This window comes from Streptomyces goshikiensis (assembly GCF_014650555.1).
GTDB classification, from domain to species: domain Bacteria; phylum Actinomycetota; class Actinomycetes; order Streptomycetales; family Streptomycetaceae; genus Streptomyces; species Streptomyces goshikiensis.
Genome location: NZ_BMVE01000005.1, coordinates 99,097 through 117,131, shown reverse-complemented (window position 1 = coordinate 117,131; position 18,035 = coordinate 99,097). Strand labels below are relative to the sequence as shown.

General features: G+C 71.2%; 15 protein-coding genes. 6 read left to right on the top strand and 9 right to left on the bottom strand.

Annotated elements, in window-relative coordinates:
* Positions 1-4: 4 nt before the first annotated feature.
* The gene (gene pgi, locus IE248_RS16830) at positions 5-1,660 is read left to right on the top strand and encodes a glucose-6-phosphate isomerase (protein ID WP_190031204.1); all 1,656 of its coding nucleotides are present in this window, start codon (positions 5-7) and stop codon (positions 1,658-1,660) included.
* 100 nt (positions 1,661-1,760) lie between these two features.
* Here pgi and pgl read toward each other — a convergent pair whose 3' ends face one another.
* The 5 genes from pgl to tkt form a co-directional block, all read right to left on the bottom strand.
* A complete protein-coding gene (gene pgl / locus IE248_RS16825) occupies positions 1,761-2,543 on the bottom strand; it encodes a 6-phosphogluconolactonase (RefSeq protein ID WP_100583404.1) in 783 nt (260 codons plus the stop codon).
* A 187-nt stretch (positions 2,544-2,730) separates the two neighbouring features.
* On the bottom strand, positions 2,731-3,789 hold the full coding sequence (gene opcA, locus IE248_RS16820) for a glucose-6-phosphate dehydrogenase assembly protein OpcA (protein ID WP_100583403.1): 1,059 nt from the start codon (positions 3,787-3,789) through the stop codon (positions 2,731-2,733).
* Positions 3,786-5,312: a glucose-6-phosphate dehydrogenase gene (gene zwf / locus IE248_RS16815; RefSeq protein WP_100583402.1), complete on the bottom strand. Its 1,527-nt coding sequence runs from the start codon at positions 5,310-5,312 to the stop codon at positions 3,786-3,788. The genes opcA and zwf overlap by 4 nt, the downstream gene beginning before the upstream one ends.
* A gap of 5 nt (positions 5,313-5,317) precedes the next feature.
* Positions 5,318-6,436 (bottom strand): transaldolase, encoded by a 1,119-nt coding sequence (gene tal, locus IE248_RS16810; protein ID WP_008741063.1) that lies wholly within the window; start codon positions 6,434-6,436, stop codon positions 5,318-5,320.
* Positions 6,437-6,471: 35 nt separating this feature from the next.
* On the bottom strand, positions 6,472-8,574 hold the full coding sequence (tkt, locus tag IE248_RS16805; protein ID WP_100583401.1) for a transketolase: 2,103 nt from the start codon (positions 8,572-8,574) through the stop codon (positions 6,472-6,474).
* Between the two features lie 321 nt (positions 8,575-8,895).
* Here tkt and IE248_RS16800 point away from each other — a divergent pair, with 321 nt between their 5' ends.
* The 3 genes from IE248_RS16800 (at position 8,896) to IE248_RS16790 (ending at position 11,454) form a co-directional block, all read left to right on the top strand.
* Positions 8,896-9,843 (top strand): heme o synthase, encoded by a 948-nt coding sequence (locus IE248_RS16800; RefSeq protein ID WP_008741060.1) that lies wholly within the window; start codon positions 8,896-8,898, stop codon positions 9,841-9,843.
* A 24-nt stretch (positions 9,844-9,867) separates the two neighbouring features.
* On the top strand, positions 9,868-10,239 hold the full coding sequence (locus IE248_RS16795) for a hypothetical protein (protein ID WP_037792916.1): 372 nt from the start codon (positions 9,868-9,870) through the stop codon (positions 10,237-10,239).
* A 93-nt stretch (positions 10,240-10,332) separates the two neighbouring features.
* Positions 10,333-11,454, top strand: a complete 1,122-nt coding sequence (locus tag IE248_RS16790) for an amidohydrolase family protein (RefSeq protein WP_190031083.1) — start codon at positions 10,333-10,335, stop codon at positions 11,452-11,454.
* A gap of 49 nt (positions 11,455-11,503) precedes the next feature.
* Here the strand turns inward: IE248_RS16790 and IE248_RS16785 are convergent, their stop codons facing one another.
* The 4 genes from IE248_RS16785 to IE248_RS16770 form a co-directional block, all read right to left on the bottom strand.
* Complete coding sequence (locus IE248_RS16785; RefSeq protein ID WP_190031082.1) at positions 11,504-12,478, bottom strand: COX15/CtaA family protein; 975 nt, start codon at positions 12,476-12,478, stop codon at positions 11,504-11,506.
* A 25-nt stretch (positions 12,479-12,503) separates the two neighbouring features.
* Positions 12,504-13,673 carry a hypothetical protein gene (locus tag IE248_RS38190; protein WP_190031081.1) on the bottom strand — a complete coding sequence of 390 codons (1,170 nt, stop codon included), beginning with the start codon at positions 13,671-13,673 and terminating at the stop codon, positions 12,504-12,506.
* A gap of 83 nt (positions 13,674-13,756) precedes the next feature.
* Positions 13,757-14,542 (bottom strand): ABC transporter permease, encoded by a 786-nt coding sequence (locus IE248_RS16775; protein WP_190031080.1) that lies wholly within the window; start codon positions 14,540-14,542, stop codon positions 13,757-13,759.
* Positions 14,539-15,465, bottom strand: coding sequence for an ABC transporter ATP-binding protein (locus tag IE248_RS16770; protein ID WP_037792862.1), 927 nt, complete (start codon positions 15,463-15,465; stop codon positions 14,539-14,541). Before IE248_RS16770 ends, IE248_RS16775 begins: the two co-directional genes overlap by 4 nt.
* A 321-nt stretch (positions 15,466-15,786) precedes the next feature.
* On the opposite strand from IE248_RS16770, the gene IE248_RS16765 reads away from it, so the two are divergent.
* Both IE248_RS16765 and sufB read left to right on the top strand, forming a co-directional pair.
* Positions 15,787-16,548 carry a helix-turn-helix transcriptional regulator gene (locus IE248_RS16765; RefSeq protein WP_008741053.1) on the top strand — a complete coding sequence of 254 codons (762 nt, stop codon included), beginning with the start codon at positions 15,787-15,789 and terminating at the stop codon, positions 16,546-16,548.
* A complete protein-coding gene (gene sufB / locus IE248_RS16760) occupies positions 16,545-17,960 on the top strand; it encodes a Fe-S cluster assembly protein SufB (RefSeq protein WP_008741052.1) in 1,416 nt (471 codons plus the stop codon). Before IE248_RS16765 ends, sufB begins: the two co-directional genes overlap by 4 nt.
* Positions 17,961-18,035: the final 75 nt, after the last annotated feature.

Genomic DNA, 18,035 nt, shown 5'->3' with positions numbered 1-18,035 from the left:
CGAGATGAACGCAGAAAGCCGCGCGAGGCTCAACCGGACCCCCGAGTGGCAGGCACTCGGAAAGCACCGGGACGAGCTGGGACAGACGCATCTGCGGGACCTGTTCGAGACGAATCCGGGCCGGGGCACCGGCTACACCCTGCGGGTCGGCGACCTGCACATCGACTACTCGAAGCACCTCGTGACCGACGAGACGCTCGCACTGCTGCGCGAACTGGCCGCGGCGACGGGCGTGGCGGAGCTGCGCGAGGCGATGTTCCGCGGGGACAAGATCAACACGACCGAGGACCGGGCGGTCCTGCACACCGCCCTGCGCGCGCCGCGCGACGCGGTCGTCGAGGTGGACGGCGAGAACGTCGTCCCCGAGGTCCACGCGGTCCTCGACAAGATGGCGGCGTTCTCCGCCCAGGTCAGGTCGGGGGAGTGGACCGGCTTCACCGGAAAGCGCATCAGGAACGTCGTCAACATCGGCATCGGCGGTTCCGACCTGGGCCCGGCGATGGCGTACGAGGCGCTGCGCGCCTTCACCGACCGGGATCTGACGCTGCGTTTCGTGTCCAACGTGGACGGCGCGGACCTGCACGAGGCCGTGCGGGGGATGGACCCGGCCGAGACGCTGTTCATCATCGCGTCGAAGACCTTCACGACCATCGAGACCATCACCAACGCCACCTCCGCCCGGGAGTGGCTGCTGGCGGGTCTCGGCGGCGACCGGGCCGCCGTGGCACGGCACTTCGTGGCGCTGTCCACCAACGCCGAGAAGGTCACCGACTTCGGCATCGACCCGGCCAACATGTTCGGGTTCTGGGACTGGGTCGGCGGCCGCTACTCCTTCGACTCCGCGATCGGGCTCTCGCTGATGATCGCGATCGGCCCGGACGCCTTCCGGGAGATGCTGGACGGCTTCGAGCAGATGGACCGGCACTTCCGCACGGCCCCGCCGGAGGAGAACGCGCCGCTGCTGATGGGCCTGTTGGGGATCTGGTACGGGGCGTTCTTCGACGCGCAGTCGCACGCCGTCCTCCCGTACAGCCACTACCTCTCCCGCTTCACGGCCTACCTCCAGCAGCTGGACATGGAGTCCAACGGCAAGTCCGTGGACCGGCAGGGCAACCGGGTGGACTGGCAGACCGGGCCGGTGGTCTGGGGCACGCCCGGCACCAACGGGCAGCACGCGTACTACCAGTTGATCCACCAGGGTACGAAGGTGATCCCGGCGGACTTCATCGGCTTCGCCCGGCCCGTCGGGGAGCTGCCGCCGGCCCTGGAGGCCCAGCACGACCTGCTGATGGCGAACTTCTTCGCGCAGACGCAGGCGCTGGCCTTCGGCAAGACGGCCGACGAGGTGCGGGCGGAGGGAGTCGCGGAGGCCCTGGTCCCGCACAAGACCTTCCAGGGCAACCACCCGACGACCACGATCCTGGCCACCGAGCTCACGCCCTCGGTACTGGGCCAGCTGATCGCCCTCTACGAGCACAAGGTCTTCGTGCAGGGCGCGGTGTGGAACATCGACTCGTTCGACCAGTGGGGTGTGGAGCTGGGCAAGGTCCTCGCGAAGAGGGTCGAGCCCGCGCTGACGGACGGTGCGCCCGTGGAGGGCATGGACGCCTCCACGCGCGCGCTGGTCGCCACCTACCGGTCGCTGCGCGGCCGGGACTGACCTCGAACGCCCGCGGGGTCCGGAAGCGCTGCCTCCGGACCCCGCGGGGATGTTCGTCAGGCCGTGCCCGAAAAGGCCGTGCCCGTGAAGGCCGTGCCCGTCAGGACGCGGCCGGGGGGTACAGGCCCGCCGGCAGCTTCGCGGCGGCCGCGCGGTCCAGGAGCCACAGGGTCCGGGAGCGGCCGTAGGCCTGCGCCGCCGGGGCCTGGACACTGCCCGCGCCGCCCAGCGCGATCGCCACCGCGCCGGCCTTGTCCTCGCCGGCCGCCAGCAGCCAGACCTCGCGGGCCGCCCGGATCGCCGGGAGGGTCAGCGAGACCCGGGTCGGCGGCGGCTTGGGCGCGCCGTGCACGCCGACCACCGTGCGCTCGCTCTCGCGCGCCGCCGGGTGCTCAGGGAACAGGGACGCCACGTGCGTGTCCGGGCCGACGCCCAGCATCAGCACGTCGAAGCGGGGGACCGGTCCGTGGTCCTCGGGGCCAGCGGCCCGGGCGAGCTCCGCCGCGTACGCCGCCGCAGCCGCGTCCACGTCCGCCCCGTACGGACCGTCGGAGGCGGGCATCACGTGTACGCGCGCCGGATCCACCGGGACGGAGTCCAGCAGGGCCTCGCGGGCCTGGGTGTGGTTGCGCTCGGGGTCGTCGGCGGGGACGTAGCGCTCGTCGCCCCACCAGAGGTCCAGCCGCGCCCAGTCGATCGCGTCCCGCGCGGGCGCCGCGGCGAGGGCCGCGAGCAGCCCGTTGCCGTTGCGGCCGCCGGTGAGGACCACCGACGCGGAGCCGCGGGCCGCCTGCGCGTCCACGACCTTCGTGATCAGCCGGGCCGCCGCGGCCTGCGCCATCAGCTCCTTGTCCCGGTGGACGACGACCTGGGGAGTCGTCATACCCATGTGCTGCCGCCTTGTCGTTGATACGGGTGGGTGCCGCCGCGCGGTGCTTGCTCCCCGCCCCGCCCCGCCCCTTCCCCGTTTCCCGGGGCCTGCGCCCCGGACCCCGGTCCCCGAACGCCGGACGGGCTGAAGATCCAGCCTCGCCGGCGTTCGAGGGGCGGGCCCGCGCGGCGGGTACGGGTTACTTGGCCGGGGCCTTCTTCGCCGGCTTCGCGGCCGGCTTGGCCGCCGGCTTCGCGGCCGCTGCGTCGGCCTTGGGGCCGGTCACCGTCTCCGGGGAGTCGGTCGCCTTCGCCGGAGCCGCCTCCGCGGAGGCCTCCAGCCGGGCCACGCCGAACTTCAGCGAGGCCTCGTAGGTGTTGTCCGGGTCCAGCCGGCGCAGTTCCTCCGCCAGCAGCTCGGCCGTGTCGCGGCGCTTGAGCGCCACCCCGCGGTCGGGCTGCCCCGGCATGCACAGCGTGGCCAGGGACCCGTCCGCACGGTCCAGGACGATCTCGCCGTCCTTGGTGCGCAGCCGCACCGAGGTCAGGCCGGGGCCGGCCGAGACCGTCCGCTTGACCGGGACCTGGAGGCGGTCCGCCAGCCACATGGCCAGCAGCTCGCAGCTCGGGTTCTCGTCCTCGCCGTCGACGACCGCCGAGGTGACGACCGAGACGGTCTGCTGGTCCAGTGCGGCGGCCAGCATCGAGCGCCAGGGCGTGATCCGGGTCCACGCCAGGTCCGTGTCACCGGGCGCGTACGCACCCGAACGGGCCGACAGGTACCCGATGGGGTCCTCGCAGGCGTACGTGTCCGTGATCCGGCGCTGCCCCAGCGCGCCCAGCGGGTCGCGCGCCAGGTCCGACGGAGCACCGTCCGGCCACCAGACGACCACGGGGGCGTCCGGCAGGAGGAGCGGGAGGACCACGGACTGGGCGTGGTCGACCAGTTCACCGTGGAGCCTGAGCACCACCGTCTCACCACTGCCGGCGTCCGCCCCGACGCGGACTTCCGCGTCGAGACGGGCGTCGCGGCGGGCGCGCACGGAACGGCCGGCCCGCTTGACGACGACGACGATCCGTGAGGGGTGCTCGTGGGACGCGTCGTTCGCCGACTTGAGCGCGTCGTACGCGTTCTCCTCGTCGGTCACGATCACCAGCGTGAGGACCATGCCGATGGCCGGCGTGCCGATGTCCCGGCGCGCCTGCACCAGCGCGGCGTTGATCTTGCTGGAGGTGGTCTCCGTGAGGTCGATCTTCATGGCCGGCGCCAGCTCCGTCCGTCTCGTGCGAGCATCTCGTCCGCCTCGACCGGTCCCCAGGTGCCCGCCGGGTACTGCGCGGGCTTGCCGTGCTTGTCCCAGTACTCCTCGATCGGGTCGAGGATGTTCCAGGACAGCTCGACTTCCTGGTGACGCGGGAAGAGGTTCGCGTCGCCGAGGAGGACATCGAGGATGAGCCGCTCGTAGGCCTCCGGGCTGGACTCCGTGAAGGACTCGCCGTACGCGAAGTCCATCGTGACGTCCCGCACCTCCATGGAGGTGCCCGGCACCTTCGAGCCGAACCGCACCGTCACGCCCTCGTCCGGCTGGACCCGGATGACCAGGGCGTTCTGCCCCAGCTCCTCGGTCGCGCCCGACTCGAACGGCAGGTACGGGGCCCGCTTGAAGACCACCGCGATCTCGGTCACCCGGCGGCCCAGGCGCTTGCCCGTCCGCAGGTAGAACGGGACGCCCGCCCAGCGGCGGTTGTTGATCTCCAGCCGGATGGCCGCGTAGGTGTCGGTCTTCGACTTGGGGTCGATGCCGTCCTCTTCGAGGTACCCGACGACCTTCTCGCCGCCCTGCCAGGCCGCCGAGTACTGGCCGCGCACGGTGTGCTTGCCCAGGTCCTCGGGCAGCTCCACCGCGGTCAGCACCTTCAGCTTCTCCGCCACCAGTGCCTTCGGGTGGAAGGATCCGGGCTCCTCCATCGCGGTCAGCGCGAGCAGCTGGAGCAGGTGGTTCTGGATGACGTCACGGGCCGCGCCGATGCCGTCGTAGTACCCGGCCCGGCCGCCGATGCCGATGTCCTCGGCCATGGTGATCTGCACGTGGTCGACGTACGACCGGTTCCAGATCGGCTCGAACATGGTGTTGGCGAAGCGGAGCGCCAGGATGTTCTGGACGGTCTCCTTGCCGAGGTAGTGGTCGATCCGGAAGACCTCGTCCCGGGGGAAGACCTCGTGGACGACCTTGTTGAGTTCCTCGGCGCTCTTCAGGTCGTGGCCGAAGGGCTTCTCGATGACGGCGCGCCGCCAGGAGCCTTCCTTCTGCGCCAGACCGTGGTCCTTGAGCTGCTGGACCACCTTCGGGAAGAACTTCGGCGGGACGGACAGGTAGAAGGCGAAGTTGCCGCCCGTTCCCTGCGCCTTGTCGAGTTCCTCGATCGTCGCCTTCAGGGTCTGGAAGGCCTCGTCGTCGTCGAAGTCGCCCTGGACGAAGCGGCAGCCCTGCACCAGCTGCTGCCAGACCTCCTCACGGAAGGGCGTGCGCGAGTGCTCCTTGACGGCGTCGTGGACCACCTTGGCGAAGTCCTCGTCCTGCCACTCGCGCCGGGCGAACCCGATCAGCGAGAAACCCGGCGGGAGGAGGCCGCGGTTGGCCAGGTCGTAGACGGCCGGCATCAGCTTCTTGCGCGACAGGTCACCCGTAACGCCGAAAATGACCAGGCCGGACGGCCCCGCGATGCGCGGGAGCCGCCGGTCCTGTGCGTCACGAAGCGGGTTCGCTCCGTTTACAGACAAGGTGTTCAGGCCTCCGTGGGGGCGAGGCGCGCGAGCTCCGCCTCGGTCGACTTCAGCAGGTCGTTCCAGGACGCCTCGAACTTCTCGACGCCCTCGTCTTCGAGCAGCTGGACCACATCGTCGTACGAGATGCCCAGCTTGGCGACCGCGTCGAGCTCGGCGCGCGCCTGCGCGTAGGTGCCGCGGACGGTGTCACCGGCGACCTGGCCGTGGTCGGCGGTGGCCTCCAGCGTGGCCTCCGGCATGGTGTTCACCGTGTTCGGGGCGACCAGGTCCACCACGTACAGGGTGTCCTTGTACGCCGGGTCCTTGACGCCGGTCGAGGCCCACAGCGGGCGCTGCTTGTTGGCGCCGAGCCGCTCCAGGGCGTTCCACCGGTCGGAGGAGAACACCTCTTCGTAGGCCTCGTAGGCCAGACGGGCGTTCGCGAGGGCCGCCTTGCCCTTCAGGGCCTTCGCCTCGTCGGTGCCGACGGCGTCCAGGCGCTTGTCGATCTCCGAGTCCACGCGGGACACGAAGAAGGAGGCGACCGAGTGGATCAGGGAGAGGTCCAGGCCGGCGGCCTTGGCCTTCTCCAGACCCGACAGGTACGCGTCCATGACCGCGCGGTAGCGCTCCAGCGAGAAGATCAGCGTGACGTTGACGCTGATGCCCTTGCCGATGACCTCGGTGATCGCCGGCAGGCCGGCCTTGGTCGCCGGGATCTTGATCAGCGTGTTCGGGCGGTCCACCAGCCAGGCCAGCTGCTTGGCCTCGGCGATGGTCGCCGTGGTCTCGTGGGCCAGCCGGGGGTCGACCTCGATCGACACGCGGCCGTCCTGGCCGTCCGTGCGGTCGAAGACCGGGCGCAGGATGTCGGCGGCGTCGCGGACGTCCGCCGTCGTGATCATGCGGATGGCCTCGTCGACGGTGACCTTGCGGGCGGCGAGGTCGGCGAGCTGCTGCTCGTAGCCGTCGCCGCTGCTGATCGCCTTCTGGAAGATCGACGGGTTGGTGGTGACACCGACCACGTGCGACTGGTCGATGAGCTCGGCCAGGTTGCCGGACGTGATGCGCTTGCGGGACAGGTCGTCCAGCCAGATCGCCACGCCCTCGTCGGAGAGGCGCTTGAGTGCGTCTGTCATGGGATTACATCTCCTACGTTGGTTCTGTACCGGCGTCAGCGCGCGGCGGCGGCGAGGGAGTCCTTGGCGGCGGCGGTCACGGCCTCGGGGGTGAAACCGAACTCGCGGAACAGCACCTTGGCGTCGGCGGAGGCACCGAAGTGCTCCAGCGAGACGATCCGGCCCGCGTCGCCCACGTAGCGGTGCCAGGTCAGGCCGATGCCGGCCTCGACCGCGACGCGCGCCTTGACGGACGGGGGCAGGACGCTGTCCTTGTAGTCCTGGTCCTGCTCCTCGAACCACTCCACGCACGGCATCGAGACGACGCGCGCCGGGATGCCCTCGGCCTGCAGGGCCTCGCGCGCGGCGACGGCCAGCTGGACCTCGGAGCCGGTGCCGATGAGGACGACCTGGGCCTCGGCGCTCTCGCCCTCGGGGCCCGTGGCCTCGAAGAGCACGTAGCCGCCCTTGGCCGCGTCCTCGTTGCGGTCGTAGGTCGGCACGCCCTGGCGGGTCAGCGCCAGACCGTGCGGGGCACCCTTGCCGAACACCTTGGTGTGGCGGCGCAGGACCTCGCGCCAGGCGATGACGGTCTCGTTCGCGTCGGCCGGGCGGACCACGTTCAGGCCCGGGATGGCGCGCAGCGAGGCGAGGTGCTCGACCGGCTGGTGGGTCGGGCCGTCCTCGCCGAGGCCGATGGAGTCGTGCGTCCACACGTAGGTGACCGGCACGTGCATCAGGGCGGACAGGCGGACGGCGTTGCGCATGTAGTCGGAGAACACCAGGAAGGTGCCGCCGTAGATGCGGGTGTGGCCGTGCAGCGCGATGCCGTTCATGGACGCGGCCATGGAGTGCTCGCGGATGCCGAAGTGGACGGTACGGCCGTACGGGTCGGCCTCCGGCAGCGGGTTGTCCTTCGGCAGGAACGAGGAGTTCTTGTCGATGGTGGTGTTGTTGGAGCCGGCCAGGTCGGCCGAGCCGCCCCACAGCTCCGGGATGACCGGGCCGAGGGCTTCGAGCACCTTGCCGGAGGCCGCGCGGGTGGCGACGCCCTTGCCGGTCTCGAAGACGGGGAGCTTGTCCTCCCAGCCCGCGGGCAGCTCGTTGGCGTTGATGCGGTCGAACTCGGCGGCGCGCTCCGGGTTGGCGGTGCGCCAGGCGGAGAACTCCTTGTCCCAGGCGGCCTTGGCCTCGCGGCCGCGGTCCAGCGCCTCGCGGGTGTGCGCGAGGACCTCGTCGGAGACCTCGAAGGTCTTCTCCGGGTCGAAGCCGAGCACGCGCTTGGTGGCGGCGACCTCGTCGTCACCCAGGGCCGAGCCGTGCGCGGCCTCGGTGTTCTGGGCGTGCGGGGCCGGCCAGGCGATGATCGAGCGCATCGCGATGAAGGAGGGGCGCTCCGTCTCGGCCTTCGCGGCCTGGAGGGCGGCGAACAGCGCCTTCGGGTCGAGGTCGCCGTTCGGCTGCTGCTCGACGCGCTGGACGTGCCAGCCGTACGCCTCGTAGCGCTTCATGGTGTCCTCGGAGACGGCCGTCTCCGTGTCACCCTCGATGGAGATGTGGTTGTCGTCCCACAGCAGCACCAGGTTGCCGAGCTTCTGGTGGCCGGCCAGCGAGGAGGCCTCGGAGGAGATGCCCTCCTGGAGGCAGCCGTCGCCCGCGATCGCGTAGATCATGTGGTCGAACGGGGAGGCGCCGGGGGCGGCCTCCGGGTCGAAGAGACCGCGCTCGTAGCGGGCGGCCATGGCCATGCCCACCGCGTTGGCGACACCCTGGCCCAGCGGGCCGGTGGTGGTCTCGACGCCGGTGGTGTGGCCGTACTCCGGGTGGCCGGGGGTCTTGGAACCCCAGGTGCGGAACGCCTTCAGGTCGTCGAGCTCCAGGCCGAAGCCGGCCAGGTAGAGCTGCGTGTACAGCGTGAGGGACGAGTGCCCCGCGGAGAGCACGAAGCGGTCGCGGCCGACCCATTCGGGGTCGGCCGGGTCGTGCCGCATGACCTTCTGGAACAGGGTGTACGCGGCGGGGGCCAGGCTCATCGCCGTGCCCGGGTGGCCGTTTCCGACCTTCTGGACCGCGTCCGCGGCAAGGACGCGGGCCGTGTCGACGGCACGCTGGTCCAGTTCGGTCCACTTGAGCTCTGTGGTCGTCGGCTTGGTGCTCACCGTGAGTCAGGGCTCCTCTCCACATGTCGTTTCCCGGTGACGAACGGTGCACCGGCGCGATTCCGAGCCTACCCCCGCAAAGGTGTGCGGCTATTCGAGATCGAGCCCTGCTTCATCAGGTCGGTGGCCAGTGCTCATACGGGGCTTACCCCTCTCACCTGACGCCCCCCACGTGCGGTATCCGATCGGCCCAACACGAGGCGACCCCCGCGCGGGGCGACGTAAGCGCAACGTCTAGAGTGGCGTGGTACGCGCAAGCCTTTACCGGGCCTTCATTTTTGAGGGGGTCCGTGTCGGAGCTTGCTGGATTCTCTCTCAGGGGTGTGCGTGACGGCCGTCGAATCCCGTCCAGCGGGGGTACTCGGGACGAGCCCCGGTCACCGGCCGTTCGGGGCCCGGGTCATGGCTTTCGTGGCTTTGACCAAGCCGCGGATCATTGAACTTCTGCTGATCACCACAGTGCCGGTGATGTTCCTCGCCGAGCAGGGCGTGCCGTCGCTGTGGCTGGTCCTGGTGACCTGCTTCGGCGGCTATCTGTCCGCGGGCGGCGCCAACGCGCTGAACATGTACATCGACCGCGACATCGACGCGCTGATGGACCGGACCGCGCAGCGGCCGCTGGTGACCGGCATGGTGAGCCCCCGGGAGTGCCTGGTCTTCGGCATCACCCTCGGTGTGGTCTCCACGCTGTTCTTCGGTCTGCTCGTCAACTGGCTGTCGGCCGCCCTGTCGCTCGGCGCGCTCCTCTTCTACGTCGTGGTCTACACGATGCTCCTGAAGCGGCGCACCACCCAGAACATCGTCTGGGGCGGCATCGCGGGCTGCATGCCGGTGCTCATCGGCTGGTCGTCGGTGAAGAACGAGGTCTCCTGGGCCGCCGTCATCCTCTTCCTCGTCATCTTCTTCTGGACGCCGCCGCACTACTGGCCGCTCTCGATGAAGGTGAAGGACGACTACGCGCGCGTCGGCGTGCCGATGCTGCCCGTGGTGGCCGGCAACCGGGCCGTGGCGCGTCAGATCGTCGTCTACAGCTGGGTGATGGTGGCGGTCTCGCTGCTGCTGACCCCGCTGGGGTACACCGGCTGGTTCTACACGGCGGTCGCGCTGGTGTCGGGCGGCTGGTGGCTGTGGGAGGCGCACGCGCTGAACGCGCGGGCCAAGTCCGGGGTGACGGGCGCGAAGCTCAAGGAGATGCGGCTGTTCCACTGGTCGATCACCTATGTGTCGCTCCTCTTCGTCGCCGTCGCCGTGGATCCCTTCCTCCGCTGATTACTCGCCGGTAGCATGCCGTACATGGCAGACACCACGGCAGACACCGCAGGCACCGAGGGCACCGCAGGCGCCGCGGCGAAGAAGCAGGACCGCAAGGCCGCGAGGCTGGCCAAGCAGATCGGCGCGTTCGCCAAGGAGCACGGCGGCGCCGAGGGCCACCTCGCGCACATCGGCCAGGCCGGCACCCGCATCGTGCTCGTCGGGACGGACGGCGCCTGGGGCGACCTGGTCGCCCCGGCGTACGAGACCGCCCGCCTGGCCGCCGAGAAGGCCGGGCTGACCCTCCACGAGGAGTTCGACGGCGAGTTCGCCGCGAAGGTGGAGACCGGCCCGTACGAGTGGACCCGGATGGCGGGCATCCAGCTGGGCGGGCCCGCGAACCGGGCCGCCTGATCCTCGGTCAACAGCACGAGCAACACCTCACACCCCGCTTTCTCGTTAGGACGTGTGGAAGCCCCTTCCTCACGTCCGCAACGGGATGCCCGGATGATCGAAACGCCGTCCCTGGTGGACCAGTACTGCCACGGAGTGCTCCGCACGGAGCTGGGACTCGGCACCTTCGAGGCCCAGCTGATCCCCTCGGCCGGGCCGCCCGCCGCCGGGACCACCTTCTTCGACACCCAGACCGGTTTCGCCGTGCGCCGCTGGTGCCCGCCGCTGCTGGGGCTGGAGCCCCACTGCCCGCCCGCCCGCTATCTGGCCCGGCGGCGCGAGCTCGGCGTGGTCGAATCCGGGCGGCGGCTGCTGCGCGGCTCCGGGATCGGCACCTTCCTGGTCGACACCGGGGAGCCGGGGGACATCACGGAGCCCGAGGAACTCGCCCGCGCCGGGAACGCCGAGGCGCATGAACTCGTGCGGCTGGAGTTGCTGGCCGAGCAGGTCGCGGACACCTCCGGGACGGTCGGCGCGTTCCTGGCCAACCTCTCCGGGGCCGTCCACCACGCCGCGGCAGGGGCCGTCGCCTTCACCTGTGGCGCCGACGCGGGGTACTCCGCAGCCCTCGCGCCCCAACCGCCCGGTCCCGGCGAGGTGCGCGGGGCCGCCGGGCGGTGGCTGGCCGGGCGGGTCAAGGGCGGGGCGGTACGGGACCCGGTACTCCTGAGGCACCTGCTGTGGAGCGCGGTGGCTTCGGGGCTGCCGCTCCAGCTGCACACCGGCGCGGGGCGGCCGGGGCCGGAGGCGCGGCCGGAGCCGGGCGGTCCGGTGCGGCTGACGGAGTTCGTACGGGCCACCGAGGGCCTCGGGACGCGGCTGGTGCTGCTCGGCGGCCACCCGTACCACCGCCAGAGCGCGCGGCTCGCGGCCGGCTTCCCGCACGTGTACGCCGATCTGGGCGTGGCCCTCGCGCACACCGGGGCGCGGGCGGCGGGGGTGCTGGCCGAGCTGCTGGAGCTCGCGCCCTTCGGGAAGCTGCTGTTCTCCAGCGGCGGGCGGCGGCTGCCGGAACTGCACGCGGTCGGCGCCCTGGTGTTCCGGGAGGCGCTGGACCGGGTGCTGGGCGGCTGGGTCGGCGACGGGGCCTGGTCCTGGCGGGACGCCGAACGGGTGGCGGCGATGCTCGCGGCGGACAACGCCCGCCGGGTCTACCGGCTGGACGAACGCGGCTGAGCGGGCCGGCCCCTCGCGGGCCCGCCCGCCTCCGCGCCGTCCGCGCCGGTCAGACCGTGGAGAGCTTCGCGTCGTCGAGCGCCGGGGCGGGGGCCGCCAGCGGGTCCGCGGTCCGCTCGCGCAGGCTGAGCGCGACCCGCAGGACGGCGATCCACACCAGGCAGGAGCCGAGCATGTGGGCCGCGACCAGCGCCTCGGGCACGTGGGTGAAGTACTGGACGTAGCCGATGGCGCCCTGGGCGAGCAGGACGATCAGCAGGTCACGGGCGCGCGCCCGGGTGTCGACCGGGGCGTCCACCACGCGCAGCACCAGCCACATCGCCACGGCGAGCGCGCACACCAGCCAGGCGGAGACGGCGTGCACGTGGGCGGTGGCCGACCAGTCGAACGGCATCCGCTTGATCTCGCTGCGGTCGCCGGCGTGCGGACCGGAACCGGTGACCACCGTGCCCGCCGCGATCAGGATCACGGTGGTGACGATCAGCGCCCAGGAGAGCCTGCGCACCGGACCGGGCACGCGCGGCCGGGGGGCGTCGTCGCCCTCGCGGGTGCGCTGCCAGGTGATGGTGGTGACGGCGATCAGCGAGGTGGCGAGCAGGAAGTGCCCGGCCACGCTGTACGGGTTGAGCCCCGTCAGGACGGTGATGCCGCCGAGGACGGCGTTGCCCATCACGAGGAAGAACTGGGTCCAGCCGAGGCGGGTCAGCGAACGGCGCCAGGGCTTGGCCGAGCGGGCCGCGACGATGCCCCAGCCGACGGCCGCGCACAGTACGTACGTCAGCATCCGGTTGGTGAACTCGACGGCCCCGTGGAAGCCCTGCTCCTGGGTCACGATCAGGCTGTCGTCGGTGCACTTGGGCCAGGTGTCGCAGCCGAGACCGGATCCGGTCAGCCGCACCGCGCCGCCGGTGACGACGATGGCCACGCTCATCAGGAGCGCGGCGAACGCGGCCCGCTGGACGATCCGGGGTGACGGGGTCCAGCGGCTGGCGATGTATGCGAGGGGGTTCAACACGGCGCCCATCGTAATCGGCGCCTTGTGCAAAGTTTCACGAGGGGGTCGGCGCGGGAGCGTCGCGGCCGGTTCCGGGGCCGCCTCCGGGGTCGGTGTCGGGGCCGATGACGCGCCGGAACACGGCGCCCGCCGGGTCGCCCTCCTGCTGCCACCAGATGCCGAGCCGCCAGTGGCCGCCCTCGCCGGGGTGGTCCGGGGAGGCCGCGAACCCCCGCAGCAGTTCGCCCGCCACCTCCTGCGCCGAGCCGCCCCGCACTTCCGCCGCGCTGTGCCAGGGGTGCTCCAGCGCGTTCCACGTCCCGTCGGGACCCCGTACGTCGACCCGCCACACCGCGAGCCAGGAGGTGACCTCCAGCATCGTGGCCACCTGGTCGGCGCCCAGGCGCAGCCGCCCGGCGATCTCCGGCTCGGGCACCCCGCGGATCCGGGCGGCCACCACGGCCTGCGGCAGCAGCCGCTCGGGCAGCAGCCCCTCGGAGCGCAGCCTGACCAGCGCGTCGAAGTCGAGGTAGCGCAGCCGCAGCTCCAGCTGCCGCCCGATGTGGTCGAGGGCGTCCTCCGCCTCCGGGGACTCCTCGGAGCCGGGGTGCGTGAGCAGCAGCGAGCGGAAGTCGGCCTCCGCGTCCACCGCCCAGGCCACCGCGTCGGTCGCGAAGCCCAGCTCCGCCAGCCGGTCCCCGAGGAAGACCTTGGCCTGCGCGAGGCCCCGCCGGTTGACCGGGTCGTGCTGGTCCAGGGACTGCCAGAGGGCCACGGCCGCGCGGGTCACGTCCAGGGCGCGCTCGCCGGCCGCCCGCTCCATGGCGCTCGGCCCCTCCTCGGCGGCCCGGCCCAGCGGGTGCCGGGGCAGCCGGTCCGCGTCGCTGAGCGGCCAGGCCAGCCAGACGCCCTGGTTGATCAGGCCCCGCGCGTACCAGCGGGCGAACTCCGGGGAGTACGGGGCCGCGCGCTCGGAGCTGCGCAGCGCCTCCTCGATCGTGGCGAGGGCGCCGCCGCGGTCCCCGGCGGCGAAGCGCAGCGCGGCCCGGTCGGCGAGCCGCAGCCCCAGCCGCGCCACGCACTCGGGGTCCTCGGGCAGCGCCCGCAGGGCGGTGATCAGCTCTCCGAGCAGCCGGTCGCGCTCGCCGGGTTCGGTGTGCGAGGCCCCCGAGCGGATGTGGGCCCACTGTCCGTCCAGCCGTAGAACGGCTTCCCGCTGCGCCATACCCGCCCCCCGGCTTCGTGGTCGTCCACCTCAGAGGTGGAGGCGTCCATAGTCGCGGGAAGGCGGACCCCAGCGGAAGGGATTCACTCCCAGCGGAAGAACCGCGCCGCGGCGCCCAGGCCGAGCACGGCCCAGACGGCCAGCACGGCCACGTCGCCCCACGGCAGCGAGGCCCCCTGCTGGAGCACCTCGCGCAGCCCGTCGGACAGCGCCGAGATGGGCAGCAGCCCCAGGACGGACTGCACCGCCGCGGGGAACTTGTCCAGCGGCACGATCACCCCGCCGCCCACCAGCAGCAGCAGGAAGACCAGGTTGGCGGCGGCCAGGGTGGCCTCGGCCTTGAGGGTGCCCGCCATCAGCAGCCCGAGCCCGGAGAAGGCGGCGGTCCCGAGCAGGATCAGCAGGGCGACCGACAGCGGGTTCCCCTGCGGGGACCAGCCCAGCGCCAGGGCGATCACCGTCAGCAGCGCGATCTGGAGCACCTCGGTGACCAGCACCGACAGGGTCTTGGCGGACATCAGCGCCCAGCGCGGCAGCGGGGAGGCGCCGAGCCGCTTGAGCACCCCGTAGCGCCGGTCGAAGCCGGTGGCGATGGCCTGGCCGGTGAAGGCGGTGGACATCACGGCGAGGGCGAGGACGCCGGGGGCGAGGAAGTCCACGGGCTCCTGCGCGGCGCTCCCCTCGCGCACGGGCACGGTGATGATGTCGACGGTGGAGAACAGCACCAGCAGCAGCGCCGGGATGATCACGGTGAGCAGCAGCTGTTCCCCGTTGCGCAGCAGCATCCGGGTTTCCAGGGCCGTCTGCGCGAGGATCATGCGGGACACGGGCGCGGCCCCCGCGGCGGGGGTGAACGCACCGGCGCTCATGCGCGCAGCTCCTTACCGGTGAGTTCGAGGAAGACGTCTTCGAGGGTGTGCCGTTCCACCGCGAGGCTGTCCGGCATCACCCCGTGCTGCGCGCACCAGGAGGCGACGGTGGCCAGCAGCTGCGGGTGCACGTCGCCGGTGACCCGGTAGACGCCGGCGGTGAGCTCGGCGGCCTCGGTGCCGTCGGGCAGGGCCTTCAGCAGCGAGGCGAGGTCGAGCGAGGGGCGGCCGGTGAAGCGCAGGGTGTTCTCGGCGCCGCCCCGGCAGAGCTGCTCGGGGGTGCCGTGGGCGATGACGCGGCCGGTGTCGATGATCGCGACCTCGTCGGCGAGCTGCTCGGCCTCGTCCATGTGGTGGGTGGTCAGGACGACGGACACCCCGTCGGCGCGCAGTTCCCGTACGAGCTCCCAGGTGCCGCGGCGGGCCTGCGGGTCGAGGCCGGCGGTCGGCTCGTCCAGGAAGACCAGCTCGGGGCGGCCGACGACGGCCATGGCGAGGGCCAGGCGCTGCTGCTGTCCGCCGGAGAGCCTGCGGTAGACGGTGCGGCCGCAGCTGCCGAGTCCGAGGCGTTCCACCAGGGTGTCCACGTCGAGCGGGTTGGCGTACAGCTTGGCCATGTGGCGGAGCATCTCGACGGCGCGGGCGCCGGAGTAGACCCCGCCGGACTGGAGCATCACGCCGATCCGCGGGCGCAGGGCGTCGGCCTCGGCGACGGGGTCGAGGCCGAGGACGCGGACGGTGCCGGCATCGGGGCGGTGGTAGCCCTCGCACGTTTCGACGGTGGTGGTCTTGCCCGCGCCGTTGGGGCCGAGGACCGCGGTGACCGATGCGGTGCGGACGGTGAGGTCCAGGCCGTCCACCGCGGTTTTGGGGCCGTACCGCTTCACCAGTCCGCGGATCTCCACGGCGGGGTCGTTGCTCATGCGGGTGAGTCTACGGAGAGCCGGAAGGGGGCCTGGATCCCGGGTGCCGAGCCTCTTTTCCACCGTGTGGTCCTGTGGATCCGGTCGGTTTCCGTGACATTTTCAGAAGGTGATGTTCATGCCGGTCAGGCCCCCGGCGGCCGGGGGGATTGCTGGTGGGAGGCATTTCGCGGAGTATTTCGAGGGCCGGGGCAAGGGCGGAATGTTGGCCGCCGTTTAACTCTGCGTGGATAAATTAGGTAACCCTTAGTGATGGATGCCACCAGGAGTGGCGTCGGTCACGGCTTGTCGGGGCTCGACTAATTACGCAACAATGGCGTTGTGAAATACGGCGAACGGCTGATCGAGACCCCCCAGGGGGAACTCGCTACCGGGGAGCGGTCCACCCGCAACCGGGTGGCGCGCTCCATCCTGGACCACGGGCCGTCCACCGTCGCCGACCTCGCGGCGCGTCTCGGCCTCACCCAGGCCGCGGTCCGCCGCCACCTCGACACGCTCGTCGCCGACGACGTGGTCGAAGCCCGTGAGCAGCGCGTCTACGGCGCGCGCACCCGGGGTCGGCCCGCCAAGGTCTTCGCGCTGACCGACTGCGGCCGCGACGCGTTCGACCAGTCCTACGATTCGCTCGCCGCGGACGCCATGCGCTGGATCGCGCAGAGCGCCGGCGGCGGGGAGCGGGGCGAGGCCGCGGTGGCCGCGTTCGCCAGGGCGCGGATGGACGCGCAGGCCGAGACCTACCGGGAGAGCCTCGAAGCGGCGCCCCCGGCGGAACGCACCGAGGCCCTGGCCAAGGCATTGACCGCGGACGGGTACGCTGCTACGGCGAAGAGCGCTCCCGGTCCGCACAGCGGAGAACAGCTCTGCCAGCACCACTGCCCGGTCGCACACGTCGCCGAGCAGTTCCCGCAGCTCTGCGAGGCGGAGACCGAGGTCTTCTCCCGCCTGCTCGGGACGCATGTGCAGCGCCTCGCCACCATCGCCCACGGCGACGGAGTGTGCACGACGTTCATTCCGCGAGGCGCGGGCGCCACACAGACCGACACATCAGCATCTGCAAGTACGGCCGGGAGGAACCCCGCATGACCACGGAGACTGCTCACCCTGAGCTCGATGGCCTGGGCACCTACGAATACGGCTGGGCCGACTCCGACGCGGCCGGCGCCGCTGCGAAGCGTGGCCTGTCGGAGGACGTAGTCCGGGACATCTCGGCGAAGAAGAACGAGCCCGAGTGGATGCTGAAGCTCCGCCTCAAGGGCCTGAAGCTCTTCGACAAGAAGCCCATGCCGACCTGGGGCTCCGACCTCTCCGGCATCGACTTCGACAACATCAAGTACTTCGTGCGCTCCACCGAGAAGCAGGCCGCTTCCTGGGAGGACCTGCCCGAGGACATCAAGAACACGTACGACAAGCTCGGCATCCCCGAGGCGGAGAAGCAGCGCCTCGTCGCCGGTGTCGCGGCCCAGTACGAGTCCGAGGTCGTCTACCACCAGATCCGCGAGGACCTGGAGGAGCAGGGCGTCATCTTCCTCGACACGGACACCGCGCTGAAGGAGCACCCGGAGCTCTTCCAGGAGTACTTCGGCACGGTCATCCCGGTCGGCGACAACAAGTTCGCGTCGCTGAACACCGCCGTGTGGTCGGGCGGCTCGTTCATCTACGTCCCCAAGGGCGTCAAGGTCGACATCCCGCTCCAGGCCTACTTCCGCATCAACACGGAGAACATGGGCCAGTTCGAGCGGACGCTGATCATCGTCGACGAGGACGCGTACGTCCACTACGTCGAGGGCTGCACCGCCCCGATCTACTCCTCGGACTCGCTGCACAGCGCCGTGGTCGAGATCATCGTGAAGAAGGGCGGCCGCTGCCGCTACACGACGATCCAGAACTGGTCGAACAACGTCTACAACCTGGTCACCAAGCGCGCCGTGGCGTACGAGGGCGCGACCATGGAGTGGGTCGACGGCAACATCGGTTCCAAGGTCACCATGAAGTACCCGGCCGTCTACCTGATGGGCGAGCACGCCAAGGGCGAGACCCTGTCCATCGCCTTCGCGGGCGAGGGCCAGCACCAGGACGCCGGCTCCAAGATGGTCCACATGGCGCCGAACACCTCCTCGAACATCGTCTCCAAGTCGGTGGCGCGAGGCGGCGGCCGCACCTCGTACCGAGGCCTGGTCGAGATCGGCGAGGGCGCGCACGGCTCCAAGTCCAACGTGCTGTGTGACGCGCTCCTGGTCGACACCATCTCCCGCTCGGACACGTACCCCTACGTGGACGTCCGCGAGGACGACGTGTCCATGGGCCACGAGGCGACCGTCTCCAAGGTCTCGGACGACCAGCTCTTCTACCTGATGAGCCGCGGCATGACCGAGTTCGAGGCCATGGCCATGATCGTGCGCGGGTTCGTCGAGCCCATCGCGCGCGAGCTGCCCATGGAGTACGCCCTGGAGCTGAACCGGCTGATCGAGCTGCAGATGGAAGGCTCGGTCGGATAGTCCCGACCGGCCGTCCGGACTTCGCAACATTCTTTGACGCAGGCAGTTCTTTTTAAGAGAGCGAGCAACACGACA